26 protein-coding genes are annotated in these 25,979 nt (G+C 59.5%); 10 read left to right on the forward strand and 16 right to left on the reverse strand.

All coding sequences use genetic code 11. The annotated features are described in order from the left end of the window. Positions 1–34: 34 nt before the first annotated feature. From AC6CIA_RS05815 to AC6CIA_RS05825, 3 genes are all read right to left on the reverse strand, one after another. Positions 35–1,648 (reverse strand): NAD(P)/FAD-dependent oxidoreductase, encoded by a 1,614-nt coding sequence (locus tag AC6CIA_RS05815; protein WP_339529065.1) that lies wholly within the window; start codon positions 1,646–1,648, stop codon positions 35–37. Between the two features lie 105 nt (positions 1,649–1,753). Beyond that, the gene (locus tag AC6CIA_RS05820) at positions 1,754–2,425 is read right to left on the reverse strand and encodes a COG3650 family protein (RefSeq protein WP_498311053.1); all 672 of its coding nucleotides are present in this window, start codon (positions 2,423–2,425) and stop codon (positions 1,754–1,756) included. A gap of 75 nt (positions 2,426–2,500) precedes the next feature. Further along, positions 2,501–3,100 (reverse strand): short chain dehydrogenase, encoded by a 600-nt coding sequence (locus AC6CIA_RS05825; RefSeq protein ID WP_498311054.1) that lies wholly within the window; start codon positions 3,098–3,100, stop codon positions 2,501–2,503. Between the two features lie 104 nt (positions 3,101–3,204). On the opposite strand from AC6CIA_RS05825, the gene AC6CIA_RS05830 reads away from it, so the two are divergent. Next, positions 3,205–4,113 carry a LysR family transcriptional regulator gene (locus tag AC6CIA_RS05830; RefSeq protein WP_498311055.1) on the forward strand — a complete coding sequence of 303 codons (909 nt, stop codon included), beginning with the start codon at positions 3,205–3,207 and terminating at the stop codon, positions 4,111–4,113. On the opposite strand, the gene AC6CIA_RS05835 is transcribed toward AC6CIA_RS05830, so the two are convergent. The 9 genes from AC6CIA_RS05835 to AC6CIA_RS05875 all read right to left on the reverse strand — a co-directional run bounded on the left by AC6CIA_RS05835 (position 4,110) and on the right by AC6CIA_RS05875 (position 11,883). Further along, entirely contained in the window at positions 4,110–4,595 is a 486-nt protein-coding gene (locus AC6CIA_RS05835) for a DoxX family protein (protein WP_498311056.1), read from the reverse strand. The genes AC6CIA_RS05830 and AC6CIA_RS05835 overlap by 4 nt on opposite strands. After that, positions 4,592–5,368, reverse strand: a complete 777-nt coding sequence (locus tag AC6CIA_RS05840; protein ID WP_498311057.1) for an HvfC/BufC N-terminal domain-containing protein — start codon at positions 5,366–5,368, stop codon at positions 4,592–4,594. Before AC6CIA_RS05840 ends, AC6CIA_RS05835 begins: the two co-directional genes overlap by 4 nt. Beyond that, the gene (bufB, locus tag AC6CIA_RS05845) at positions 5,365–6,255 is read right to left on the reverse strand and encodes an MNIO family bufferin maturase (protein ID WP_498311058.1); all 891 of its coding nucleotides are present in this window, start codon (positions 6,253–6,255) and stop codon (positions 5,365–5,367) included. Before bufB ends, AC6CIA_RS05840 begins: the two co-directional genes overlap by 4 nt. A gap of 26 nt (positions 6,256–6,281) precedes the next feature. Then, a complete protein-coding gene (locus tag AC6CIA_RS05850; protein ID WP_339529072.1) occupies positions 6,282–6,581 on the reverse strand; it encodes a BufA1 family periplasmic bufferin-type metallophore in 300 nt (99 codons plus the stop codon). A gap of 306 nt (positions 6,582–6,887) precedes the next feature. Continuing rightward, complete coding sequence (locus AC6CIA_RS05855) at positions 6,888–7,589, reverse strand: ABC transporter ATP-binding protein (RefSeq protein ID WP_498311059.1); 702 nt, start codon at positions 7,587–7,589, stop codon at positions 6,888–6,890. Continuing rightward, complete coding sequence (gene livG, locus AC6CIA_RS05860) at positions 7,590–8,357, reverse strand: high-affinity branched-chain amino acid ABC transporter ATP-binding protein LivG (RefSeq protein ID WP_339529074.1); 768 nt, start codon at positions 8,355–8,357, stop codon at positions 7,590–7,592. It abuts the gene before it with no gap. Continuing rightward, the gene (locus AC6CIA_RS05865) at positions 8,354–9,607 is read right to left on the reverse strand and encodes a high-affinity branched-chain amino acid ABC transporter permease LivM (protein WP_498311060.1); all 1,254 of its coding nucleotides are present in this window, start codon (positions 9,605–9,607) and stop codon (positions 8,354–8,356) included. The genes livG and AC6CIA_RS05865 overlap by 4 nt, the downstream gene beginning before the upstream one ends. Further along, positions 9,604–10,527 carry a high-affinity branched-chain amino acid ABC transporter permease LivH gene (gene livH, locus AC6CIA_RS05870; RefSeq protein ID WP_498311061.1) on the reverse strand — a complete coding sequence of 308 codons (924 nt, stop codon included), beginning with the start codon at positions 10,525–10,527 and terminating at the stop codon, positions 9,604–9,606. The genes AC6CIA_RS05865 and livH overlap by 4 nt, the downstream gene beginning before the upstream one ends. Before the next feature lie 228 nt (positions 10,528–10,755). Beyond that, a complete protein-coding gene (locus tag AC6CIA_RS05875; RefSeq protein WP_498311062.1) occupies positions 10,756–11,883 on the reverse strand; it encodes a branched-chain amino acid ABC transporter substrate-binding protein in 1,128 nt (375 codons plus the stop codon). 340 nt (positions 11,884–12,223) lie between these two features. Here AC6CIA_RS05875 and AC6CIA_RS05880 point away from each other — a divergent pair, with 340 nt between their 5' ends. After that, positions 12,224–12,532: a DUF2288 domain-containing protein gene (locus tag AC6CIA_RS05880; RefSeq protein ID WP_339529078.1), complete on the forward strand. Its 309-nt coding sequence runs from the start codon at positions 12,224–12,226 to the stop codon at positions 12,530–12,532. A 462-nt stretch (positions 12,533–12,994) separates the two neighbouring features. On the opposite strand, the gene AC6CIA_RS05885 is transcribed toward AC6CIA_RS05880, so the two are convergent. Next, entirely contained in the window at positions 12,995–13,363 is a 369-nt protein-coding gene (locus AC6CIA_RS05885) for a YkgJ family cysteine cluster protein (protein ID WP_339529079.1), read from the reverse strand. A gap of 246 nt (positions 13,364–13,609) precedes the next feature. Between AC6CIA_RS05885 and AC6CIA_RS05890 the strand changes: the two genes are divergently transcribed. After that, positions 13,610–14,956, forward strand: coding sequence for a spinster family MFS transporter (locus tag AC6CIA_RS05890; RefSeq protein WP_498311063.1), 1,347 nt, complete (start codon positions 13,610–13,612; stop codon positions 14,954–14,956). A gap of 226 nt (positions 14,957–15,182) precedes the next feature. Here the strand turns inward: AC6CIA_RS05890 and rapA are convergent, their stop codons facing one another. Further along, entirely contained in the window at positions 15,183–18,029 is a 2,847-nt protein-coding gene (rapA, locus tag AC6CIA_RS05895; RefSeq protein ID WP_498311064.1) for an RNA polymerase-associated protein RapA, read from the reverse strand. A 219-nt stretch (positions 18,030–18,248) separates the two neighbouring features. Here rapA and AC6CIA_RS05900 point away from each other — a divergent pair, with 219 nt between their 5' ends. The 3 genes from AC6CIA_RS05900 (at position 18,249) to ccoM (ending at position 19,194) form a co-directional block, all read left to right on the forward strand. Then, positions 18,249–18,590 carry an aspartate-semialdehyde dehydrogenase gene (locus tag AC6CIA_RS05900; RefSeq protein WP_498311065.1) on the forward strand — a complete coding sequence of 114 codons (342 nt, stop codon included), beginning with the start codon at positions 18,249–18,251 and terminating at the stop codon, positions 18,588–18,590. 185 nt (positions 18,591–18,775) lie between these two features. Beyond that, positions 18,776–18,934 carry a hypothetical protein gene (locus tag AC6CIA_RS05905; RefSeq protein ID WP_090221635.1) on the forward strand — a complete coding sequence of 53 codons (159 nt, stop codon included), beginning with the start codon at positions 18,776–18,778 and terminating at the stop codon, positions 18,932–18,934. Positions 18,935–19,077: 143 nt separating this feature from the next. After that, the gene (ccoM, locus tag AC6CIA_RS05910) at positions 19,078–19,194 is read left to right on the forward strand and encodes a cytochrome c oxidase subunit CcoM (protein ID WP_339529084.1); all 117 of its coding nucleotides are present in this window, start codon (positions 19,078–19,080) and stop codon (positions 19,192–19,194) included. A gap of 150 nt (positions 19,195–19,344) precedes the next feature. On the opposite strand, the gene AC6CIA_RS05915 is transcribed toward ccoM, so the two are convergent. Together AC6CIA_RS05915 and AC6CIA_RS05920 are read right to left on the reverse strand one after the other, a co-directional pair. Further along, a complete protein-coding gene (locus AC6CIA_RS05915; RefSeq protein WP_084377050.1) occupies positions 19,345–20,820 on the reverse strand; it encodes an inorganic phosphate transporter in 1,476 nt (491 codons plus the stop codon). Positions 20,821–21,160: 340 nt separating this feature from the next. Then, positions 21,161–21,361: a hypothetical protein gene (locus AC6CIA_RS05920; RefSeq protein ID WP_029297082.1), complete on the reverse strand. Its 201-nt coding sequence runs from the start codon at positions 21,359–21,361 to the stop codon at positions 21,161–21,163. Positions 21,362–22,013: 652 nt separating this feature from the next. Here AC6CIA_RS05920 and pcaR point away from each other — a divergent pair. The 4 genes from pcaR (at position 22,014) to pcaF (ending at position 25,953) form a co-directional block, all read left to right on the forward strand. Further along, entirely contained in the window at positions 22,014–22,856 is an 843-nt protein-coding gene (pcaR, locus tag AC6CIA_RS05925; protein ID WP_339529085.1) for a pca regulon transcriptional regulator PcaR, read from the forward strand. Between the two features lie 258 nt (positions 22,857–23,114). Further along, entirely contained in the window at positions 23,115–23,972 is an 858-nt protein-coding gene (locus tag AC6CIA_RS05930; protein WP_498311066.1) for a CoA transferase subunit A, read from the forward strand. Next, on the forward strand, positions 23,972–24,751 hold the full coding sequence (locus AC6CIA_RS05935) for a CoA-transferase subunit beta (RefSeq protein WP_339529087.1): 780 nt from the start codon (positions 23,972–23,974) through the stop codon (positions 24,749–24,751). The genes AC6CIA_RS05930 and AC6CIA_RS05935 overlap by 1 nt, the downstream gene beginning before the upstream one ends. Next, positions 24,748–25,953, forward strand: coding sequence for a 3-oxoadipyl-CoA thiolase (gene pcaF / locus AC6CIA_RS05940; protein WP_498311210.1), 1,206 nt, complete (start codon positions 24,748–24,750; stop codon positions 25,951–25,953). The genes AC6CIA_RS05935 and pcaF overlap by 4 nt, the downstream gene beginning before the upstream one ends. Positions 25,954–25,979: the final 26 nt, after the last annotated feature.

Raw genomic sequence — 25,979 nt, forward strand, 5'->3', positions numbered from 1 at the left:
AAGCTTGCCGCTTACCCCCTCTACCACTGCCGCCCTAAGCGTCAATTCCCAGCATATTGCGCGCCACGGCTTCCGCAATCCGGATCCCGTCGACGCCTGCCGACAAGATCCCGCCGGCATACCCCGCGCCTTCGCCGGCCGGGAACAGGCCCTTTACATTCAAGCTCTGCATCGAGGCGTCGCGGGTAATGCGCAGCGGTGACGACGTGCGGGTTTCGATCCCGGTCAGTACGGCGTCGTGCAGCGAATAGCCTTTGATTTGCTTCTCGAAGGCCGGCAACGCTTCGCGAATGGCTTCGATGGCGAAGTCCGGCAAGGCTTGGGCCAAGTCGCCCAGGGCGACCCCAGGCTTGTAGGAAGGCTCCACGGTACCGATGGCCGTTGACGGCTTGCCAGCGATGAAATCACCGACCAGTTGCGCTGGCGCTTCGTAGTTACTGCCACCGAGGATGAACGCGTGGGATTCCAGGCGCTCTTGCAGTTCGATCCCGGCCAGCGGGCCGCCCGGATAATCCACTTCCGGGGTGATGCCCACCACGATCCCGGAGTTGGCGTTGCGTTCATTACGCGAGTACTGACTCATGCCGTTGGTCACGACCCGGTTCGGCTCGGAAGTGGCGGCTACCACCGTGCCACCTGGGCACATGCAGAAACTGTAGACCGAGCGGCCATTCTTGGCGTGGTGTACCAGCTTGTAGTCGGCTGCGCCGAGTTTCGGATGCCCGGCATATTTACCCAGGCGCGCGGCGTCGATCAGTGATTGCGGGTGCTCGATACGGAAACCCACCGAGAACGGCTTGGCCTCCATGTACACCCCACGGCCGTGGAGCATGCGGAAGGTATCGCGGGCGCTGTGGCCGAGGGCGAGAATCACGTGCCGGGACAGAATCTGCTCGCCGCCGTCGACGACGACGCCGTGCAACTGACCGTCTTCGATCAGCACATCGGTCACACGCTGCTCGAAACGCACTTCACCGCCCAGGGCGATGATCTGCTGGCGCATGTTTTCCACCACGCCGGTGAGGCGGAATGTACCGATGTGCGGTTTGCTGACGTAGAGGATTTCTTCCGGCGCGCCAGCCTTGACGAACTCGTTCAGGACTTTGCGGCCATGGAATTGCGGGTCCTTGATCTGACTGTAGAGCTTGCCGTCGGAAAACGTGCCGGCGCCGCCCTCACCGAATTGCACGTTGGATTCGGGGTTGAGCACGTTTTTGCGCCACAGGCCCCAAGTGTCCTTGGTGCGCTGGCGCACTTCGCGGCCGCGCTCGAGGATGATCGGCTTGAAACCCATTTGTGCGAGCAACAAACCGGCAAAGATCCCGCACGGCCCGAAGCCCACGACGATTGGCCGTTCGCTCAAACCTTGCGGTGCCTGGCCCACGACTTTGTAGCTGATGTCCGGCGCCGGGTTGACGTTACGGTCCTCGGCGAACTTGAGCAGCAAGGCGCTTTCACCTTTGACTTGCAGGTCGACGGTGTAGATGAAGCACAGCTCCGATGACTTTTTACGGGCGTCATAGCTGCGTTTGAACAGGGTGAAATCGAGCAGGTCATCACTGGCGATGCCCAGGCGCTGCACGATGGCAGGCCGCAGGTCTTCTTCGGGATGGTCGATGGGCAGCTTGAGTTCGGTGATTCGTAACATGACAGGATCCGGTATGCGGCGTTTGGTGAAGCCGGCGGTTTTGCAAACCGGCGATTATAAGCCCCAATGGCGGTATCTCGTCATGTTAAAACAACGCAGGTCGAATCAGTCGTCCCGGGAGCCGCCGAATGCCGCGCATCCACGTTGTACCTCACCGTTGACCCGCAGCTCGGCGGTCATGTGTTGCAGGCTGCCGCTGACCTTGTCGATGCAACGCTGTGGAGCGACCCACAATTCTAGGTGCTGGCCATTGGCCTCGGTGGTGAGATTGAAGCGGCCATCGCCCAATTGTTCTTCCACGTAGGGCACCGGCAACGGCGGCTGGCCTTCGCGCTGCAAGACCATGCCCTTGTTGGTGACATTCAATGCCCAGGCGGGCTTGTGGCCGTTGGCGCGCAGGATCATGCGTTTGAAATCCGGGTCATCGCAGGCCGACGTCGAGCGCTCGACGCGATAGAGTTGTTGCAGATCGACCTGGCCCTGGGTGCCGCTGGCGACACCGGAAAACTTGCCGCGCAAATCGACAAACAGTTTGTCCTGCTGACCGGCCAGGGAGGCGGCCTCCTGGAGGATACTGGTGCCGCCGGTATCCTTGACCACGTAGCTACGCTGGTCGTGACAGGGCTGGAACAACAGCTTTTCGCCCACGGCGGTCAGTTCACCCTGCATGCGGGTCAGGCCCGCCAGGGAGGGTTTGGCCGGCTCGCTGTCGAACAGTTGGCAGGCAGTGAACAGTGGGAGCAGGGCAAACAGCGCTAGGGTACGGGCAACACGCATTATCGGGTCTCCAGGCAAGTGCCGTCACGTTACGCAGGCTGGCGCTGCATCACAAGCCTGGGACACAGGTTGAATTCAACCGACGATATAAGTCTGCCCTGTCTGTAGCCCTTCAACACTTTTGGCGTAGGCCAATGCCACCTCGGATGCCGGTACAGGCTTGAAGCCGCGGAAGAACGGCGCATAGCTGTGCATCGCCTCGACCACTACGGTCGGGCTCACCGCGTTGATCCGCAAGCCCCGTGGCAGCTCGATCGCCGCGGCCTTGACGAACGCGTCCAGCGCACCGTTGACCAGCGCCGCCGAGGCGCCGGTGCGGATCGGATCGCGGTTGAGGATGCCACTGGTGAAGGTAAACGAAGCCCCGTCATTGGCGAACTCACGACCGATCAGCAGCAGATTGACCTGGCCCATCAGTTTGTCGTGCAGGCCGAGGCTGAAATCGCTGGCGTTCATGTCTGCCAGGGGCACGAAGTTGACGCTGCCGGCGGCGCAGATCAACGCGTCGAACCTGCCGGTTTGTTCGAACAGCTGTCGGATCGAGGCGCTGTCACTGATGTCGACCTGAAAGTCGCCGCTCTGGCGGCCCACGCTGAGCACATCATGCCTTTGGGACAGGTTCGCCTTGACCGCAGAACCGATGGTGCCGCTGGCGCCAATCAACAGGATTTTCATCGTACTTTGCTCCAGATATGTCGGTGAGTGGTCAGTCTAGAGTTGTTTTTCGGGGCTATCAGCGTGCTAATGGGCAACCTTTGGTTTTCATATGGAAACAATCCATGAGCGAAATGGATGACCTCGCAGCGTTTGCCGTGTTGATCGAAGCGGGAAGTTTTACCCAGGCGGCCCAGCAGCTCGGGTGCAGTAAAGGGCAGTTATCGAAGCGCATCAGTCAATTGGAGAGCCGGTTTGCCGTGGTGTTGCTGCACCGCACTACTCGCCGCCTGAGCTTGACGGCGGCCGGCGCCGCGCTGTTGCCTCAGGCCCAGGCGTTGCAGGTACACGTCGAACGGGCGCGTCAGGCGCTGGCCAGGCTCAAGGATGATATAGCGGGGCCGGTGCGTATGACGGTTCCGGTGTCCTTGGGAGAAACCTTCTTCGATGGGCTATTGCTGGAGTTTTCCCGGCAATATCCGCAAGTGCAGATCGAACTGGAACTCAGCAACCACTATCACGACCTGGCCCGGGGCGGTTTCGATCTGGCGGTGCGTTCGCAAGTCGCCAATGATGAACGACTGGTGGCCAGGCCATTGTTGGCCTGGCACGAAATGACCTGCGCCAGCCCCGCCTACCTGCAGCAATACGGTGAGCCTCAGACACCCGACGAGCTGACGACACACAATTGCTTGCTCAACAGCCATTACAGCGGCCGCGAAGAGTGGTTGTATCACCAGCAACATGAACTGCTGCGCGTGCGGGTTACCGGGACCTTCGCCTCCAACCACTACAGCCTGTTGAGAAAAGCCGCCCTGGCCGGTGCGGGCATCGCGCGGCTGCCGTCCTATCTGTTACAGGCACCGTTGGCCGAGGGCCGTTTGCGCTGGCTGCTGCGCGATTATCAGACGCGCAGTATGCCGATGTACCTGGTGCATCCTTATCAGGGAGGATTGCCGCGCCGGACCCAGGTACTGGCGGATTATCTGGTGGATTGGTTCAAGCGCAGCGGCGAGGCATTGGACCGGCTCTAGCGGTAATGACGGGCAATCAGGTGATCCATCGACAAGCGTCCCGGCCCTTTGCCGATCAATACCAGTAGCAGCGCGATCCAGGTGCCATGGGTCGGGTAGGCATCCGGATAGATGAACAGTTGGATCACCAGCGTCATGCCCAGCAAGGCCAGCGCCGAGAAGCGCGTGGCCAGCCCCGCCAGGATCATTATCGGGAACAGGTGTTCGGCGAACGCAGCCAGGTACGCGGCCATCTCCGGGGATAGCAATGGCACGTGATATTCACTGCGAAACAGCGGCAAGGTCGAAGGTGCCAAGTGCGGTGCGTTGAATTGGAAGGTGCCGCTGATCACGTCCACGGCAAACCCTTCGACCTTGGTTTGTCCGGATTTCCAGAACACCGCGGCAATCGAAAAGCGGGCGATGAAGGCGATCAGGCTGTAGGGGATTTTCTCGAAGAGCTGGATGCTCCGTTGTATCAGGTGCGAAGGGGCAGGGCTCATGGCGTTACCTTTTGTTCGATATGCAAGTGGGTGACAGCCCCTTGGCTGATCAGCAGCCTGAGGCATTGCTGTGGGGCAAATTCAATGCATGCCTCTTGCGCGTGGCTCATGGCCATTTCCAATGGTCGTCCGTTGGCCAGGCTGTTGATGAACGCCTGCATGCCGCTGTCGATGGCGAATACCTTGACCTCAAGGCCATCACGCACCACCAGCGCACTTTGCGGATGAAGCGGATCGATGCCGGAGAGTGAGGTGCCCGCCTGGTGTGCGGCCCACAGTGCGACGACGGCGTAAGGCGAACTCAACGTTGCCAGGGACGGATGCAGTTGCAGGTGCAGGTCGCCAAAATCCGTGGGCTGTTGCAAGGCGTCGATGATGTCTTGCGGGTCCATGACCGGCGCATCGGCGGCGTGACAGGCCCTGACCCGCAACCGTTCCAGCCGTGCGACATCGGCCAGGTAAGGCACACTCGCCGCGGGCGGGAAGCGTTGGATGAAATCCGCGAAATCAGCGCCATATTCGCTGATCAATCGGCTGGTGGGGGGAAATGCCTGGACATAGCGTCCTGCCATGCCGCGGAAAAATGCATCGCCTACCAATTGCAACGTCACCGGATAACCGCTGGCAAGGGCGTTGATCAAGGAGCTGTGGACGTTGTTGCGATACACCGCAAAACGACTGGCCGGATCGGCGCCGTTGCGACTGAACAACCCTTCGGGGCAATCCTGCTCAGGCGCGAGCAGGGCGCGGGCAAATATCGCGTGAGTGCTCATGAACGTGCTGCCCGCAGGTAGTGATCGGCCTGGCGTGCTTCGGCGTGTAACACACTGAATGCCGGTATTTGATTGTCTCGTTCGATCAGCGTGGCAACGGGACCGGTCCGCGCCAGCACGTGTTGGTAGAGGTGCCATACGGCGTTGTCGATTGGCGCGCCGTGATCGTCAATCAGTAAGCGGTCGCCGAGGCTGTCGGTGTCTTCGGCGAAACCCGCCAGATGAATCTCACCCACGGCGTGCAACGGCAGGGCGTCGATGTAGCCCAGCGGGTCTTGCTGATGATTGACGCAGGAGACATACAGGTTGTTGACGTCCAGCAGTAAACCGCAGCCTGTACGACGAATGATCTCGCTGATGAAGTCCGTTTCCTCGAGGGTGGAGCGCTGGAATTGCAGGTACGTCGAGGGGTTCTCCAACAGCATTCGCCGTTTGAGGGTGTCTTGTACCTGATCGATGTGCGCACACACTCGCTGCAGCGTTTCGTCGTCATAGGCCAGGGGCAACAAATCATTGAGGAACATCGGGCCGTGGCTGGACCAGGCCAGGTGTTCGGAAAAGCAATGGGGTTGATAGCGCTCGATCAGCGTGGCCAGACATGCCAGGTGTTCAAGGTTCAGTGGATTTTCACCACCGATGGACAGCCCGACGCCGTGCAGCGAGAGTGGATAGTGTTCACGGATCAATCCCAGGTAATGATGAAACGGGCCGCCCGCCACCATGTAGTTTTCGGCGTGGACTTCGAAAAAACCAATGTCGGGCCGTGTATCGAGCACTTCACGCCAATGCTCGTTCTTGAGCCCCAGCCCTGCCCGAGCGGGGAGGCCGGGCGCCTGAGTCTGGGTGGCTGGCGCTGTTAAAACAGCGCGGGCAGATGTGAGTGTCATCGTCAGTACTCAGGCGTCGGCTGGTTTCAGGACTTGGCGGTGAAAGCGGCTTTCTGGCCAAAACCGGTCGGCGAGGTGGTGCTTGGCATTTCCAGGCAAGTGCCGGCTGGCACCAGTTTCCAGGCGTTGGCCTGATCCTTGGTTTTCGAGGTGCCGGCGCAGGACGTGCCAGCACCCGCGGCGCAGTCGTTTTTGCCGGCTTCGGCCACACCGAAACATTTCTCCATGTCGTCGGCCGCGTGGGCGGTGGTGCTCAGTGCTGACAGGCTCAGGGCGCAGCCCAGAATCAGGGTCGAGGCGGACAGCGAACGGGGTTTGCTTGTCATGAGGTATCTCCAGTAGTGGGTTGAATCAGCAAGCGGGGTTGCTTGCCTACACCACTAGAGAAAGGGAGAACGGGATCGTTACAGACCGGGTAGAAAAAAAACAGCCCGAACAGGGTAGGGCCGATCAGTTAAGGATTTTTTGTAGGAGCGAGCGTGCTCGCGAAGAACTCAAAGGCGCCGCGTTTATCCAGTATGCACGCGTTATCGTTGACGTTTTTCGCGAGCAAGCTCGCTCCTACAGTAGTCGGCGTTTCCTTAACTGACCGGTATTGGCCCGAACAGGGCCGTTTTCTGTTCCGTCGGTGTTCAACCGCCCAGATAGGCTTCGCGCACCTTCGGATCGGTCAGCAGTTGTTCCCCGCTGCCCTGCATGACCACCCGACCGTTCTCCAGCACATAGGCCCGGTCGGCGATTTTCAACGCCTGGTTGGCGTTTTGTTCGACCAGGAACACCGTCACACCGTCCTTGCGCAGTTGTTCGATGATGTCGAATATCTGCTGGATGATGATCGGCGCCAGGCCCAGGGAGGGTTCGTCCAGCAGCAACAGCTTGGGCTTGCTCATTAGCGCCCGGCCAATGGCGAGCATTTGCTGCTCGCCGCCGGACATGGTGCCGCCGCGTTGGCTGAAGCGCTCCTTGAGCCGGGGGAACAGGTGCAACACCTTGTCCATTTGCTCCTGGTAGTCGCCCTTGTCGGTAAAGAACCCACCCATCGCCAGGTTCTCTTCCACGGTCAGGCGGGCAAATACCCGCCGACCTTCCGGCACCACGGCAATACTCTTGCGCATGATCGTTGCCGAGTGTTGTCCCACCAACTCCTCACCCATGTAGCGGATGCTGCCGCTGTGAGCCTGGGGTGAACCGCAGAGGGTCATCAACAACGTGGACTTGCCGGCACCGTTGGCACCGATCAGCGTGACGATCTCGCCCTGGCGCACTTCGACGTTGACGTCGTGCAGCGCCTGGATCTTGCCGTAGAAGGTGGAAACGTTTTCGAATTGCAGCATTTACGCTTCCCCCAGGTAGGCTTTGATCACTTCAGGATTGTCACGGATCTGCTCAGGCGTACCGTCGGCCAACGGCGTGCCCTGGTTGATTACGACGATATGGTCGGAAATGCTCATGACCAGTTTCATGTCGTGTTCGATCAGCAGCACGGTGGCGTTGTTTTCTTCACGCAGCACACCGATCAGGGCTTTGAGGTCCTCGGTTTCCCGGGGATTCAGGCCGGCGGCGGGCTCGTCGAGCATGAGGATCCGCGGGCGGGTCATCATGCAGCGGGCGATTTCCAGGCGTCGTTGCTGGCCGTACGCCAGAGTCCCGGCTGGCCGGTTGGCAAACTCGGTCAGGTTGACCTTGTCCAGCCAGTACGCGGCGTATTCCATCGCCTCCTGTTCGCTTTTGCGAAAGCCCGGGGTCTTGAACAGGCCCGCGAAGAAGTTGGTGTTCAGGTGGCGGTGCTGGGCGATCAACAGGTTCTCGACCGCCGTCATGTCCTTGAACAACCGCACGTTCTGGAAGGTGCGCACCACGCCCTTGCGGGCAATGTCGTGGCCGGCCATGCCCTGGATGGGTTGGCCGTCCAACAGGATGCTGCCACCGCTGGGCTTGTAGAAACCGGTCAGGCAGTTGAAGACCGTGGTCTTGCCGGCGCCGTTGGGGCCGATCAAGGCCACGACCTGCTTCTCCTTCACGGTCAGGGCCACGCCGTTGACCGCCAGCAGGCCGCCGAAGCGCATGCTCAGGTTGTCGACTTTCAGGATCTCGCGGCTCATTTGCGCAACTCCATGTGAGGGCGTTGCATGGGCAGCAGGCCTTGAGGGCGCCAGATCATCATCAGCACCATCAGGGCGCCGAACATCAACATGCGGTATTCGCTGAATTCACGCATCAGCTCCGGCAGCAGGATCATCACGATGGCCGCGAGAATCACACCCAATTGCGAGCCCATGCCACCCAATACCACGATGGCGAGAATGATCGCCGACTCGATAAAAGTGAATGACTCCGGTGTCACCAGCCCCTGGCGCGCGGCGAAGAAGCTGCCGGCGAAACCGGCGAATGCTGCGCCGAGGGTGAAGGCCGAGAGCTTGATCACAGTCGGGTTCAGGCCCAATGCACGGCAGGCAATTTCGTCTTCGCGCAGCGCTTCCCATGCGCGCCCGATGGGCATGCGCAGCAAACGGTTGATCACGAACAGCGCCGCCAGGGCGAGCAACAAGGCGACCAGGTAGAGGAACACCACCTTACTGATCGGGTTGTAGACAATCCCGAAGTACTCGTGAAAGGTCTGCATGCCTTCCGCGGCCCTGCGGTCGAACGACAGGCCGAAGAAGGTTGGCTTGGGAATGCTGCTGATACCGTTGGGACCGCCGGTGATATCGGTGAGGTTACGCAGGAACAAGCGGATGATTTCACCGAAGCCCAGCGTCACGATCGCCAGGTAGTCGCCGCGCAGGCGCAACACCGGGAAGCCCAGCAGGAAGCCGAAGGTCGCCGCCATCAGGCCGGCAATGGGCAGGCAGATCCAGAAGCCCCAGCCCAGGTAATGCGACAGCAGCGCGTAGGTGTAGGCACCCACCGCATAGAAGCCGACATAACCCAGGTCCAGCAGCCCCGCCAGACCGACCACGATGTTCAGGCCCAGGCCCAGCAACACGTAGATCAGGATCAGGGTGGCAATATCCACCGCGCCACGGGAACCAAAGAACGGCCAGATCAGTGCGGCCACGATCAGTCCGATGATGATGTAGCGCTGGGTTCGCGGCAGGGTCAGGAACTGACTGACCTTGGGCGACACCAGTGGCCGACGGTTGGACTTGAACAGGTCACCGACCTGCTGGCTGAACAGCACCCGCAGGAACATCAATACCGAGCACAGGGCAATGATGGTCAGGGTTACCGGACCGGTGCCATGTACTTCAAGGTTGATCCCGACAATGCTCAGTTTGAGGCCGAGGACCGGGAAGGCCACGGCCCACACCAGCAAGGCGCTGAAAAACGCCGATTTAAGATATCTGCTCATACTTTCTCAACCTCCGGACGGCCCAGAATGCCGGTCGGCCGGAATAACAGCACCAGAACCAAAAGACCGAATGCCACCACGTCCTTGTACTGGTCACCGAAGATATCGGCGCCAAAGGCTTCGGCCACACCCAGTACCAGCCCGCCGAGCATGGCGCCCGGAATACTGCCGATACCGCCCAATACGGCTGCGGTAAAGGCCTTGAGGCCTACCAGGAATCCAGCGTTGGGGTTGATCACGCCATACTGCATGCTCAGCAACACGGCCGCGACGGCCGCCAGTGCGGCACCAATGACGAAGGTCAGGGCGATGATGTTGTTGGTGTTGATGCCCAGCAGGTTGGCCATTTTGATGTCTTCGGCACAGGCCCGGCAGGCGCGCCCCAGACGGGAGCGGGAGATGAACAGGGTCAGGCCCAGCATCGCGATCAGCGTGACCACAAACACCACGATCTGCATGTAGGAAATCAGCACTTCTTGTGCGCCACCCGGACCGAAGGAGAAGCTCCCCGGGATCAGGTTGGGAATGGACTTGTCCTTGGAGTCCTGGGACAGCAATACGGTGTTCTGCAGGAAAATCGACATACCGATGGCGGAAATCAGCGGGATCAAACGGTTGCTGCCACGCAAGGGACGGTAGGCAACGCGCTCGATACTGTAGCCATAGGCGCTGGTTACGATGATCGACGCAAGGAACGCGGCAGTCATCAACAAGGGCAGTGAGTGGATACCCATCATGGCCAGCCCGGCAAGGGCAATGAAAGCCACGTAGGAACCAATCATGTACACCTCGCCATGGGCGAAGTTGATCATTCCAATGATGCCGTAAACCATTGTGTAGCCAATGGCTATCAAGGCATAGGTGCTGCCAATGGTCAGGCCATTAACCAGCTGTTGGAAAAAATGATAGATCTCAGGCATTACAGCGCTCCTAAAAACCCGATACGCATTTCACTGGTGGAGTCATGTTCCAGCCCGGTGCTGTGTTCTGTGACCACATTTGCACGGAGCGTTGGCCAGCGAACCGCTGGTGACGGTTTTAAGATTTTCAGGTGAGCCAGCGCCCGGATCGCGGGTGTCAGGCCCATAAACCTCGTAAAACAAAGCCCACTGCTTGCACAGTGGGCTTGTTGTCCAGTAACGCCTGGCTTACTGAGGGGAAACTTCGGTTTTTGGTTTGCCGAAGTGCCATTGGTAGACCACGAACTTGAAGTCCTTCAGGTCGCCTTTCTCGTCAAAGCTCAGGTCACCCGTCGGGGTCTTGAAGGTACCGGCATGGATCGCTTCGGCGACTTTAGTGGTGTCTTCGCTTTTCGCGGCGGCGATACCACCGGCGATGACTTCAACGGCAGCGTACGCCGGGAATACGAACGGACCGCTTGGGTCCTGCTTCTTGGCGGTGAACGCATCGACGATGGCTTTGTTGGCCGGGTCCTGGTCGAAGGATTTCGGCAGGGTCACCAGCAGGCCTTCGGAAGCGCCCTGGGCAATTTGCGAGATGGAGTCGTTGCCGACGCCTTCCGGACCCATGAACTTGGCGTCCAGGCCTTTTTCCTTGGACTGGCGCAGGATCAGCCCCAGCTCCGGGTGGTAGCCGCCGTAATAGACGAAGTCGACGTTGTTCTGCTTGAGCTTCTGGATGATCGAGGAGAAATCCTTGTCCCCGGCGTTCAGGCCTTCGAAGACGGCGACTTTCACGCCTTTGTCTTCCAGGGTTTTCTTCACGGCCGAGGCGATGCCTTCACCGTACTGTTGCTTGTCGTGCAGGACCGCAACAACCTTAGGCTTCACGTGGTCGGCAATGTAGTTGCCGGCCGCCGGGCCCTGGGCGCTGTCCAGGCCGATGGTGCGGAAAATCATCTTGTAGCCACGCTCGGTGATTTCCGGGCTGGTGGCAGCCGGGGTAATCATGATGACGCCTTCGTCTTCATAAATATCGGACGCTGGCTGAGTGGAGCTGGAGCAGAGGTGACCGACCACGAACTTGACGCCGTCGTTGACCACTTTGTTGGCGACGGCAACGGCTTGTTTAGGATCGCAAGCGTCGTCGTATTCCTTGGCTTCGAGCAGCTTGCCGTCAACCCCGCCCTTGGCGTTGATGTCTTCGATAGCCTGTTTGGCACCCATGAACTGCATGTCGCCATACTGGGTCACCGGGCCGGTTTTAGGGCCGGCGATACCGATCTTGATGGTGTCGGCTGCGAACGAATGGCTGGCAACCCCGGCCAGGACCATAGCGGCAAACAGTTTGGAAATCTGCTTAGTAGCCTTATTCATAGTGCTCCACTCTTACTGTTGTATTTTTTATAGTTCTAGCGGCCTTGTGAGCTGCTGAACCGGATCGGATATCTCGGATATCCCCCGGCGGCGGCCTGGCAACTGTACCGGTACAGTGTAGAGCGCCGGTTCGTCGATTGAAAAGCTGGCTGCTGGGGGCAAACGCTGGGTATGTCGCTTAAATGAAAGAAAAAGTCAGAATTGCGGCGCGTTGATGCCAGAGTTTCAGGCAATCCTTGGCTTTCCTGGCGCTTTCTCTCGGGACTTCATTTGCAACCGGGTTTTTCTGCCTGAGGCTCGACGGTATGATTGCGCCGATTTTTTCCTCAGGTGAACTCCCATGACGCAAGAACCTAGCACCCTCTATGCCAAGCTGCTTGGTGAAACTGCCGAAATTTCCTGGAAGGAGCTTGAGCCGTTCTTTGCGAAGGGTGCCCTATTGTGGGTCGATGCCAGCCTGGATTTGATCGAAACCGCCGAGGCCATGGCGCAGGATAACCGCGATAAAGTCGCTGCCTGGCTGGCTGCAGAGACGGTTGGCGAGGTCTCTGCGACGCGGGCGCTGGACCTGGTGGAGCGGGATCCGGGGCTGTGGGCGGTGGTGGTGTCGCCGTGGATTCTGATCCAGGAAAGGGCAGGGCAAGCATGACTTGCACGAAAAAGGTGCGCCTGATTTCGCTGTATTAAGTGTGTAGCGGAGTAACTGCTGATGCGGTGATGGCATCTTGCCGTGGAGAAAGGTCACAAGGCAGGGTGACGTTTGCGTCATGGGCACAGTTTTGAGGCGGCCTGGGGAGTTGGAGAATTGTTTCCAAGTGTGAGCGATGCTCGGGTTTGCGAAGGGCGTGCGGGGATATTCCCGTCCCGCTCAAATACCGCAGTAGCAGGATTATGTTTAGACGTCATTGTGCGCCATGTGCCTGAACGGATGGCTGCAAAATGTCCAAGAGCCATCACTGAGTGAGAATTCGCGACTTTGCTGTGCGTTGTAGGCCGAAGCGGACAGATATAAGCCTGTATTTACTAGGGAAAGCGTCTCCGGACGCTCATGAATAGTCGTTCGTCGGAGGGCTTTAGTTGGATGATGGCTATTCGGTAATAGCCGATCATGCTAAGCGCTGATGGGCAAGTCGAGGTCGTGGATCGGCTGCTCGAGAGGCGCCAGGCCAAAAGCGGCGCGCGCGGCATCGCAATCGGTGTTTATTTCGCCTTGGCTCCAGGACGCTTCAAACTCGCGGCAGACGCTGGAACGTTGATGATAAATCGAGCAACGGGTACCCGTGCCGACGTCCCCTACAAGGCTGCAACAGCGTACCGGTTTGCTGTCTGTGCCGATCATCGCCACTCGGCTGGGCGTGATCTGTACGACCAGATCATCGGGCACGGTTCCTCCTGCCGAAGCGCATTCGCCCCAAAAGAAAGACACGCGAAAGTGTGAACAGCAGGCACCGCATTTCAGACACGGACTGGCATCGGACATGGCACGTCATCAATAAGAGGTAGGGGGGACTGCGGAAGGCTCGCTATTCTAATCTTGCCAATGCGCTTGGGAAGGGGGGTAAGCGCTTATTTTTCGATGGCTCGACACTTTGCTGCCGAGGATGAAATTACGCCCTATCAGCTTTACGAATCATTACAGACAATCGGGCCGCGGCTGACTAGATTGCAGGTTCCGGGCAGGATGCGCAGGGCATCGCAGCTCTATAACAATAAAAGAGACGGACCCATGCAGAACTCGACCCAAGCGGCGAATGCCTGGCGCATTCTGTTCCTGCTGTTTCTGGCCAACCTGTTCAATTTCTTTGATCGCACGATCCCGGCGATCATCATCGAGCCGATCCGCATGGAATGGAGTCTCAGCGACTTCCAGCTCGGCATCATCGGTACCGCATTCACCATCGTCTACGCCATTGCCGGTCTGCCGCTTGGGCGCATGGCCGACACCGGCTCGCGCAGCAAGCTGATGGGCTGGGGCCTGGCGACCTGGAGCGGGCTGACCGCAGTCAACGGCATGGTCGGCAGTTTCTGGACCTTTCTGCTGGTGCGCATGGGCGTCGGTATTGGTGAGGCCAGCTACGCGCCGGCGGCAAACTCATTGATCGGCGATCTGTTTCCGGCGCATCGCCGGGCCCGAGCCATGGGCATTTTCATGCTCGGCTTGCCCTTGGGGCTGCTGCTGGCGTTCTTCACCATCGGCGCGATGGTCGAGGCCTTCGACAGCTGGCGCGCACCGTTCTTCATCGCCGCTGTGCCGGGGCTGATCCTGGCGGTGTTCATGTTCTATATCAAGGAGCCCAAGCGCGGCGCGGCTGAAGCGGTGCAGGTTTCCCAAGAAAAAATCGACCGGCCGATCCGCCGCGTGCTAGCGGTCCCGACTTTTCTCTGGTTGGTGCTGGCCGGGTTGTGCTTCAACTTTGCGACCTATGCCTGCAACTCGTTTCTGGTGCCAATGTTGCAGCGGTATTTTCTGATGCCGTTGCAGGAAGCGGCGGTGGCGACCGGAGTCATTGTCGGCGTGACGGGTCTGGTAGGACTGACGCTGGGTGGCTGGGTAGCCGACAAAATCCATCAGCGTATTGCCAATGGCCGCCTGTTGTTCGCCGCGTTCAGCCTGATCATCTCCACGCTCTGCACCGCTTGGGCCCTGCACGCAGGCCGCATCGAGATCGGCGTGTTCGTGGCGGTATTCAGTGTGGGCTGGTTGTTTGCCTATAACTTCTATACGTGCGTCTACACGGCGATTCAGGACGTGGTGGAGCCGCGCTTGCGGGCCACGGCCATGGCGCTGTTTTTCGCAGGTTTGTATTTGTTGGGCGGTGGCATGGGGCCGATTGTGGTGGGCGGTCTGTCTGACCATTTTGCTCACTCCGCTATGTATGCGGCGGGGGCTGAGCAAATGACTGAAGCTTTTAAAGCAGTGGGCCTGCATGACGCTATGTATCTGATTCCGGTGGCGTTGTTCTTGACCATGCTGTTTCTGTTCCTGGCATCGCGGTGTTTTGTGCGTGATGCCCAGCGGATGAAGGATGGAATGGGGACGGTGGAGGTGTCGGGGCCTGCGGTGGTGGTTTGAGGTAATGCCGTGCTGGCAGGGCGATAAGTGGCGGACTTGAGATTCGCCCCTCACCCTAGCCCTCTCCCGGAGGAGAGGGAACTGACCGAAGTGTGCGAAGACAACCTGCGACCTGAGGCACCGCGTCGATGATGGATTCAAAGCCGATTTTCCCGGTCGCCATGAACCCCACACCCTAAAAAAGACCCGCATTGAGCGGGTCTTTTAGTTCAACAGAACAGCAGCATCAACCCGCGACCAACACGCGAATCGCCTCCAGTCGCAGCGCAGCTTTATCAAGCATGGCCAGGCCTTGCTCACGTTGCTTGCGCAGAGCTACCAGCTCGCTGTCACGTACGGTCGGGTTGACCGCTTGCAGCGCGGTCAGGCGCGCCAGTTCTTCATCCGTATCGGCAGCCAGGCGGCGTTGTGCCTCGGCCACGCGTTCGGCGTGACGTGGGGCGATTTTTTCTTCACCGGCGTTGATCCGTGGCGTCAGTTGGTCACGTTGGGCCTGGATAAACTTGTTCGCGCTGGCCCGTGGCACAGCCTCGAGTTGATCGTTCAAGGTGGTGAATGAGACACGGCCCGACAAATCATTACCGTTGGCATCCAACAAGCAGCGCAGTGCCGCTGGCGGCAGGTAGCGGCCCAGTTGCAACGCGCGTGGCGCGACCACTTCACTGACGTAGAGCAGCTCCAGCAACACGGTGCCCGGTTTGAGCGCCTTGTTCTTGATCAGCGCCACGGCGGTGTTGCCCATCGAACCGGACAGCACCAGGTCCATGCCGCCCTGGACCATCGGGTGTTCCCAGGTGATGAACTGCATGTCTTCGCGAGACAGGGCCTGGTTGCGGTCGTAGGTGATGGTCACGCCTTCGTCGTCGCCCAGCGGGAAGCTGGCGTCGAGCATCTTTTCGCTCGGCTTGAGAATCAGCGCGTTGTCCGAATGGTCTTCGCTGTCGATGCCGAACGCATCGAACAGGGTTTCCATGTAGATCGGCAGGGTGAACTGATCGTCCTGCTCAAGGATGTCTTCCACCAGCGCATCACCTTCGCCAGCGCCGCCGGAGTTGAGTTCCAGCAGGCGATCACGACCGGTGTGCAGTTCGGCTTCGAGGCGCTCGCGCTCGGCACGGGCTTCGTCGATCAGCGTTTGCCACTCGCCGTCGTCGGCGTCTTCCAGCAACGGCAGCAGGCGCGGGCCGAACTGATGCTGCAAGGCGTTGCCGGTCGGGCAGGTATTAAGGAAGGCGTTCAGCGCTTCGTGGTACCACTGGAACAGCCGTGCCTGCGGGCTGGTTTCCAGGTACGGCACATGCAGTTCGATCACATGTTTCTGGCCGATCCGGTCAAGACGGCCGATTCGCTGTTCCAGCAGGTCCGGGTGGGACGGCAGGTCGAACAGCACCAGGTGATGGGCGAACTGGAAGTTGCGACCTTCACTGCCGATTTCCGAACAGATCAGCACCTGGGCGCCGAATTCTTCATCGGCGAAGTAGGCCGCGGCACGGTCCCGCTCGAGGATGTTCATGCCTTCGTGGAACACCGTGGCCGGGATGCCGGAACGTACGCGCAGGGCGTCCTCCAGGTCCATGGCGGTTTCGGCGTGGGCGCAGATCACCAGGACCTTGGTGCGCTTGAGCATTTTCAACTGGTCGATCAGCCATTCGACCCGAGGGTCGAAGCGCCACCAGCGCTGTTCTTCTTCAATATCCGGCTGCGACTGGAAGCTGACTTCCGGGTACAGCTCGGCGTGTTCGCCCAGCGGCAGTTCGAGGTATTCGTCCGGGCACGGCAGCGGGTAGGCATGCAGCTTGCGCTCCGGGAAGCCTTGCACGGCGGCGCGGGTGTTGCGAAACAGTACGCGGCCGGTGCCGTGGCGATCCAGCAGTTCGCGTACCAGGCGGGCGCTGGCTTCGGTGTCGCCATCGTTGACCGCGGTCAACAAGGCTTCACCTTCGTTACCGAGGAAACCCAGGATGGTTTTGTGGGCCGCAGGCGAGAGGCGGCCCTTGTCCATCAGCTCCTGGACGGCTTCGGCCACCGGGCGATAATTTTCGCTTTCGGCGCGGAAGGCCTTAACGTCGTGGAAACGGTTCGGGTCCAGCAGGCGCAGACGCGCGAAATGGCTGTCCTGGCCCAATTGTTCGGGGGTGGCGGTCAGCAGCAGGACCCCGGGAATAGTCTCGGCCAACTGCTCAACCAGCGTGTATTCAGCGCTGGCTTGTTCTTCGTGCCACACCAAGTGGTGAGCTTCGTCGACGACCATCAAGTCCCAACCGGCGGCGAACAGCGCGTCCTGGGCTTTCTCATCCTCGACCAGCCACTCCAGGGCAACCAGCGCGAGCTGGGTGTCTTCGAACGGGTTGCTGGCATCGCTTTCAATAAAGCGTTCCTCGTCGAACAAGGCAACTTGCAGGTTGAAGCGCCGACGCATCTCTACCAGCCACTGGTGCTGCAGGTTTTCCGGGACCAGGATCAGCACGCGACTGGCTCGACCGGAGAGCAGCTGGCGGTGGATCACCAGGCCGGCTTCGATGGTCTTGCCCAGGCCCACTTCGTCCGCCAGCAATACCCGAGGGGCGATACGGTCGGCGACTTCACGGGCAATGTGCAATTGGTGGGCGATCGGCTGCGCACGCACGCCACCCAGGCCCCAGAGCGAGGACTGCAACTGGCGGCTGGTATGTTCCAGGGTGTGGTAACGCAGGGAGAACCAGGCCAGCGGGTCGATCTGGCCGGCGAACAGACGGTCGCTGGCCAGACGGAACTGGATGAAGTTCGACAGTTGGGTTTCCGGCAGGGTGACCTGCTCGTTCTGCCCATTGAGGCCGTGATAGACCAGCAGGCCGTCGACATCGTCGACTTCGCGCACGGTCATTTTCCAGCCTTCGAAATGGGTGATGGTGTCACCTGGCGAAAACCTCACGCGAGTGAGGGGCGCATTCCGTAGCGCGTACTGGCGGGTGTCGCCAGTGGCCGGATAGAGCACGGTCAACAAGCGCCCGTCCTGTGCCAGAACGGTGCCTAAGCCCAGCTCTGCTTCGCTGTCACTAATCCAGCGTTGCCCCGGTTGATACTGCTGCGCCATGCTGCCTGACTCCCGCCGTGAAAAAGCCGACTATTCTAACGGAACAAGGTCCTCAGCCAAAGGATTCTGACAAAAACTACTCTGCTTGCCGGGATGATGGGGGGGCGATTCGACGGGTGGCACGGCACCGAAGACTGACGACTGGGTCACAAGTTGGCGACCCCAGGCTCAAGTCGTTAGCGCGGCAGCCGACAGCTTGCTGACAGGAGACTCATAATTATGCTGCCACCCATCTTGCCCTTGAGTGTTGTGCCGGTGACCTCGCAACTCGATCCCGTGCGCCCCAAGCCCGATATTCCTCCGGTGGTGCCGGCGCAAGCGAGTTCCAACGAAAGCACCATTGACCTGAAAAATCGCGACCCCGAACAGTCGGCCCTGTTGCTGCGCGACGAACAACGACGTCAGCAGGAACAGCAAAAGCGCCGACGCGAAGTGCAAGAAGACCCCGAGCAGCATCTGGCCATTCCCGGTGATGAACTCAATGCCGATAATACCGTGCCGGTCGCGCCGCTGATCGAAGATGCGCCCCGGCAAGGGTTGTGGGTGGACGTCGAGGTTTAACCGCGCAGGGCCAGCGAGGGCGAAAGATCCTCATGCAGTGCCATGTAAGACCCCTTCAGGTGGTTGGAAGGCGTCGATTTTGCGGACAGTAGGCTGGATGACACACATTTTGTTTGCCGGCGGTTTACCGCACGACGGGTCAGGACGCATTATTGGGGTATTCCAGCCACGACGTAAGCCAAGCCATGAGTGACGACAAGCTGATCGATCTGAATACCGAGCGCGCCAAGCGTGTCCATGACCTTAATGACAAGCGGCTCAATGAAGTGCGCCAAGCCTTTGAACAGGCGATGCCCTTGGGCAAGGTGAAGAAAAAGTCGAAAAACAAACCGAAAAAACGCTGAAACGCTCCGGATCTGTTGATGCAGGTCAGTTATTTCCCTTCTTTACGCCCCGTCGCGGGCGACATTGATCCCCGTCAATTTCTCCTTTCGGCTTCTTGGTTAACTTAGCCCCATCGCAACAGGGCAAGCACAGGAGGCCGGTCATGTTTTTCGATAATGTGGTGTTTGCCGGAGTGCTGACCGTCGGCCTCATGGTGCTGTTTTTTGTAGGGTTTGGGATTTTTATCTGGAAAGACGCCAACAAGCGTAAAAAACCCTAGGTTTTTCTGGATTACATGAGCACGCAAGGCATTTTGGGCGACTTCGGTCGCCCTTTTTTTTGCCTGGCGTTTGGCTGCTTGGCAGCCCTTCAAACATAAAAAAAGGCGCAACCCCCAAAGGTTGCGCCTTCCTGGATCAGCCGCGGAGGATCAACTCCCCAGCGCGATGGACGCCAGCCAGAACAATCCGGCCGACAAGGCCACGGTCGCAGGCAGGGTCAACACCCACGCCATCAGGATGGTTCTCACCGTGCCACCCTGCAAGCCGCTTTTGTTAGCGACCATGGTCCCCGCCACGCCCGAAGACAGGACGTGGGTAGTGGACACTGGCAGGCTGAAGATATTGGCAAAGCCAATCATGGTGGCCGTGGTGATTTGTGCCGACATGCCCTGGGCATAGGTCATGCCCTGCTTGCCGATTTTCTCACCGATGGTCAGAACCACACGCTTCCAGCCCACCATGGTACCCAGGCCCAGGGCCAACGCTACCGCGAGAATCACCCAGAACGGCGCGTACTCAGTGGTGGCGGTCAAGTCTTTGCGCAGCTTGTCGAGGTCGGACTTCTCGCGTTTGTCCAGGCCGGGCAGCTTGCCGACTTTCTTCGCGGTATCGTCCAGGCAGAGCAGGTAGCGACGCACTTCAATGCGTTGCTCGGAGGTCAGCGAGTGGTAGTCGGAGACACCTTTCAATGTGCCAAGAAGCGAATTGATGGTCGGCTCGGTCTGTTGCGGGTTGCAACGGAATTTGCCTGGCAGGTCTTCCGGAACGCTCTTGCCCAGGGAGAGAAATTCGCCGAGGGTTTCGTGGTTGCGCTGGTAGAACTGATTGAGGTGCAACGTGGCGTCACGGGTGCGCTCGATCTGGTAAGTGCTGCTGCCCAAGTCGAGTACGAACTGGGCGGGCACGATACCAATCAGTACCAGCATGATCAGGCCGATACCTTTCTGGCCGTCGTTGGAACCATGCACGAAACTCACGGCCATGGCGGAAATCACCAATACCAGGCGGTTCCAGAATGGCGGGTGTTTCTTGTCGTCGAGCTTGCGACGCTGGTCCGGTGTCTTGTGCATCTTCGACAGCGGACGCCACCATTTAAGACCAATCAACACCAAGGCTGCGACCAGAAAACCGGCCATGGGCGAGAACACCAGCGAGGCACCGATATCGATTGCCTTCTGCCAGTTGACCCCATCAGCCAGCGGAATGTCGTTGATCAAGGCATTGGCCAGGCCGACACCGAGGATCGAGCCGATCAGCGTGTGGGAGCTGGACGCCGGAATCCCGAAGTACCAGGTGCCGAGGTTCCAGGTAATGGCCGCCGCCAGCAATGAGAACACCATGGCCAGACCATGGCCGGTGTTCACATTGATCAACAATTCCACCGGCAGCAGGTGCACGATGGCGTAGGCAACGCCCACCCCGCCGAGCAGCACGCCGAGGAAGTTGAACACCCCGGAAAAGAACACGGCCAGGTGCGGTGGCATGGCCTTGGTGTAGATGACTGTGGCCACCGCGTTAGCGGTGTCATGAAAGCCATTGATGAACTCGAAGGCGAGGACAAAGAAGAGGGCGAGCAGCAGGCTCACAAGAACCCAGGCATCCAGTCCGCTGAATAAATCGATCATGAAGGTTTTATGACCAGGTCGAAAGGGGGCGCGATTATGCCAGAAAAGCTGGGTAATCGATGCACTAGCTGCTCGCTGGTAACATTCTTCAACGAATTAATCTGTGCCTCTGGCGCCGGCCACAGGTATTTCGGGGTTTCAGCAACTCATTGATGTATAGCGTTTTTTCTGTTGGTTTCGGGTGCGACAATCGCGACACTGGCAGTGAAACAGTTGTATGAAATTTCGACGGGATGCAGGAAATGACGATAGTCGGGCATACAACAGGCATACATAGCGCTTTCCCGCCAGCGAGGTGCTGGCAGGAAAGCACCTGACCCTTGGGGCGCGACCCGAAGGGTTATGGCTCTTCGGCCTTCAGATCCTTTTCGATCTTTTGAATCTCTTGGGCAAAAGCCTGATCCAGCAGACTGGCGCGTTTGCGCCATGGTTTGCGCTCAGGTTCTGGCTGGGCGGCGTAGGTGGTGACTTCCCCGCCGTAAACATCCTTGTAACGTTGTTCCTGGCGCTCAAGTTCCGCGCGCAGTTCGTCTTTCGTCACATTGTTACCTAATTGAGTTGAGTTTAATTCCGGTGAAGCGCAATGCAGGGAAGGCGTTCATCGCGTCACCTTCAAATAGAGTCCACATTTGAGGGGGGAGGCACGATAAACCACTTCGTTATTGCAGGCGGCCACGGCACCGGAGAAGAACAGCTGTCGTAGCAACAGTTTTCTTTTCAAGTCACAAGCAATTGGCAGGCATTTGAATGGGCGTCAGGTACCTGCAACAGCGCCTTGGGCAACGCGTGGGCAAGGCTCGGCGAAATCTGCAATCGCTCTGGAAGCTGGGCCAACCTTATCACGAGGTGCATTATAACGGTGTATTTGAATAACACTATCACCAACAAGTTAAAAAACGTCAACTTTGCCAGTGGGTGTATTTCAGGGCAGTAGTGCCGAAGTTTTAACGTCACACTTGCTTAATGTTTTACAACTGACCGCCGCGTCCCGAGCTTATTTATTCAGCCACGGGCGAATCGGGCATGCTTTCAATGATCGGGTGCTGTTGCACAAGGCCGCTCACGCCAGCGGAGGGGGAAATTGCGATTATCGACTGGGCGTCCGATAATCGCACAGTGTTGCAGGCCTCGTCTTGTGCGCCGCTTGCCAGCCAGCTTGTAATAGCCATCGAAAACAAGAGAAAGGGCCTGGAATGAACGATCAATTGCGCAACTCCTTTGCATCAGTAGCGCCGCCTATCGTTGCGTCACCGGCCAAACGGATTCAGGCGTTTACCGGCGATCCGGATTTCATGACGTCCCTGGCGCGTGGCCTGGCGGTGGTGCAGGCGTTTCAGGAGCGCAAGCGCCACCTGACCATCGCCCAGATCAGCCACCGCACGGAAATCCCGCGTGCCGCCGTACGTCGTTGCCTGCATACCTTGATCAAGCTCGGCTACGCCACCACTGACGGGCGAACTTATTCCCTGTTGCCCAAGGTCTTGACCCTCGGCCATGCCTACCTGTCTTCCACGCCTTTGGCCGTTTCCGCCCAGCCTTACCTGGACCGCATGAGCGAGCAGTTGCATGAAGCCTGCAACATGGCGACCCTGGAAGGTGACGACATCCTTTATATCGCCCGCTCCGCCACCACCCAACGCCTGATTTCGGTGGACCTTTCGGTCGGCGGCCGTCTGCCGGCCTACTGCACGTCCATGGGACGGATCTTGCTGGCCGCCCTCGACGATGCCTCGTTGCAGGACTACCTGGACCATGCCGACCTGCAAACCAAGACCAGTCGCACGTTGACCACGCCCCAGGCCTTGCTCGAATGCCTGCAACAAGTTCGGCAGCAGGGATGGTGCATCGTTGATCAGGAATTGGAGCAAGGGCTGCGTTCCATCGCCGTGCCGGTGTATGACGCGTCTGGTCAGGTATTGGCTGCGCTCAATGTCAGCACCCACGCCGGGCGGGTCAGCCGCAGCGAGCTCGAGCAGCGCTTTCTGCCGAGCATGCTCAGCGCCAGCCAGGAGCTGAGCGCCCAATTGTTCGCTTAGCGTTCGGTGACCGCACAGATCCCGCTTTGACGAATTGACGGTGTTTTCCCTGGCTCATTAATGTCGCGGCAGCGCTGGGCCCTGGTCAGTCATGCCGATACGCCCCTGAAGCGTAATCGATAGCCAGACAACAATCTGTTCGATAATCGAACGCTCAGTCGATTATCGGATTGTTTGGCGAAATTCCCCGGCTTAACCTTCAGGCACTTCAGCGCTGCCCTCAGCGCCTTTTTCGACCCACACCGGGAGCCCAACCCCATGGCTGAAATTCTCTCGCTGTCTGATGCGGTAAAGCAGTTCGTCAACGATGGCGATACCGTCGCGCTCGAAGGCTTTACTCATCTGATCCCTACAGCGGCAGGTCATGAAATCATTCGTCAGGGCAAGAAAGACCTGACGCTGGTGCGCATGACGCCCGACCTGATCTACGACCAACTGATCGGTGCAGGCTGCGCCCGCAAGTTGATTTTCTCCTGGGGCGGCAATCCCGGCGTGGGCTCGTTGCATCGTCTGCGGGACGCGGTGGAGAAACAGTGGCCGCAACCCCTGGAAATTGAAGAACACAGTCATGCCGACTTGGCGAATGCCTACGTTGCCGGAGCCTCCGGCCTGCCGTTTGCGGTGTTGCGTGCTTACGCAGGTTCTGACCTGCCGAAGGTCAACCCGCTGATCAAATCCGTCACCTGCCCATTTACCGGTGAAGTGCTGGCCGCGGTGCCATCGGTGCGTCCGGACGTTACCGTGATCCACGCGCAAAAAGCCGACCGCAAGGGCAATGTGCTGTTGTGGGGAATTCTCGGCGTACAGAAAGAAGCCGCCTTGGCGGCCCGGCGTTGCATCGTCACCGTCGAGGAAATCGTCGACGACCTGAAGGCGCCAATGAACGCGTGCGTCCTGCCCACCTGGGCGCTGACCGCCGTTTGCCATGTCCCGGGCGGTGCGCATCCGTCCTACGCGCATGGTTACACCGAGCGTGACAACCGCTTTTATCAGGCCTGGGACCCGATTGCCCGGGACCGTGGGACGTTTACCGCATGGATTGCTGAATACATCCACGGCACCGCTGACTTCAGTCAGTTCCAAGCCAAACTGGCTGCCGCGCAGGAGGCCAAGTAATGACGTACTCGACCAATGAAATGATGACTGTGGCTGCCGCGCGTCGCCTGAAGAACGGTTCGGTGTGCTTCGTCGGTATCGGCTTGCCCTCCAAGGCCGCCAACCTGGCACGCCTGACGTCCTCGCCGGATGTGGTGTTGATTTATGAGTCCGGCCCGATCGGCGCCAAGCCCTCGGTGCTGCCGTTGTCGATCGGTGATGGCGAACTGGCGGAAACCGCCGACACCGTCGTACCGACCGGTGAGATTTTTCGCTACTGGTTGCAAGGCGGACGTATTGATGTCGGGTTCCTCGGCGCCGCCCAGGTCGACCGCTTCGGCAATATCAACACCACGGTGGTCGGTGACTATCACCAGCCCAAAGTCCGCCTGCCGGGCGCGGGTGGCGCGCCGGAGATTGCCGGCTCCGCCAAGAGCGTGCTGATTATCCTCAAGCAATCGGCGCGTTCGTTCGTCGACAAACTGGATTTCATCACCTCGGTAGGCCACGGCGAAGGCGGGGATTCGCGCAAGCGCCTCGGCCTGCCGGGCGCGGGGCCGGTGGGGATCATTACTGACCTGTGCATCATGGAGCCGGAGGAGGGCACTCACGAATTCGTGGTCACCGCCCTGCACCCAGGTGTCACGCGTGAACAGGTGGTCGCCGCCACCGGCTGGGCGATTCGGTTTGCCGATCAGGTCAGCACCAGTGCTGAACCCACCGAGGTTGAATTGACTGCCCTGCGCGACCTTGAAGCCCGCACGGCCGCCGCCCATGGCCAAGCCCCAGGAGAAGCCTGATGCGCGACGTATTTATCTGTGACGCCATTCGCACACCTATCGGGCGTTTCGGTGGCGGTTTGTCGAGCGTGCGCGCCGATGATCTGGCCGCCTTGCCGATCAAGGCGCTGATGGAGCGTAACCCTTGCGTGGATTGGAGCGCGGTCGAGGAAGTGTTTCTCGGTTGTGCCAACCAGGCGGGCGAAGACAACCGCAACGTGGCACGCATGGCTTCATTGCTGGCCGGTTTGCCCGACAGCATTCCTGGCGTGACCCTCAATCGTTTGTGTGCTTCGGGCATGGACGCGATTGGCACCGCGTTCCGCGCGATTGCCAGTGGTGAAATGGAGCTTGCGATTGCCGGTGGCGTCGAGTCGATGTCCCGTGCGCCGTTTGTGATGGGCAAGTCCGACGCGGCGTTCTCGCGCAACATGAAGCTGGAAGACACCACCATCGGCTGGCGTTTCATCAACCCGTTGATGAAGGCCCAATACGGTGTCGATGCGATGCCGCAGACCGCCGATAACGTGGCCGACGACTACCAGGTATCGCGCGCCGATCAAGACGCCTTTGCCTTGCGCAGCCAGCAACGCGCCGCCGCTGCTCAGGCCGCCGGTTATTTCGCTGAAGAAATCGTGCCGGTGCGGGTCGCGCATAAAAAAGGCGAGATCCTGGTCGAACATGATGAGCATCCTCGGGCCGATAGCACCCTGGAAGCCCTGACCCGACTCAAACCGGTCAACGGCCCGGACAAGACCGTCACCGCCGGCAACGCCTCTGGTGTGAACGATGGCGCCGCCGCGCTGATTCTGGCGTCTGCCGCTGCCGTGAAACAACACGGCCTGACCGCACGCGCCCGGGTATTGGGCATGGCCAGCGCCGGTGTGGCGCCGCGAGTCATGGGGATCGGCCCGGTACCGGCGGTGCGCAAGCTGGTGGAACGCCTGGGGCTGGCCGTCAGCGACTTTGATGTGATCGAACTCAACGAAGCCTTCGCCAGCCAAGGCCTGGCGGTGCTGCGTGAGCTGGGCCTGGCGGACGACGCGCCGCAGGTCAACCCGAACGGTGGCGCCATTGCCTTGGGCCATCCGTTGGGCATGAGCGGTGCTCGGCTGGTATTGACGGCTCTGCACCAACTCGAAAAAACCGGGGGGCACAAGGGGTTGGCAACCATGTGCGTCGGCGTCGGCCAAGGCTTGGCGCTGGCTATCGAGCGCGTTTAAAACACCAGAACAACGAGGATTGATCC

It is taken from the genome of Pseudomonas sp. GQ91 (assembly GCF_059758795.1).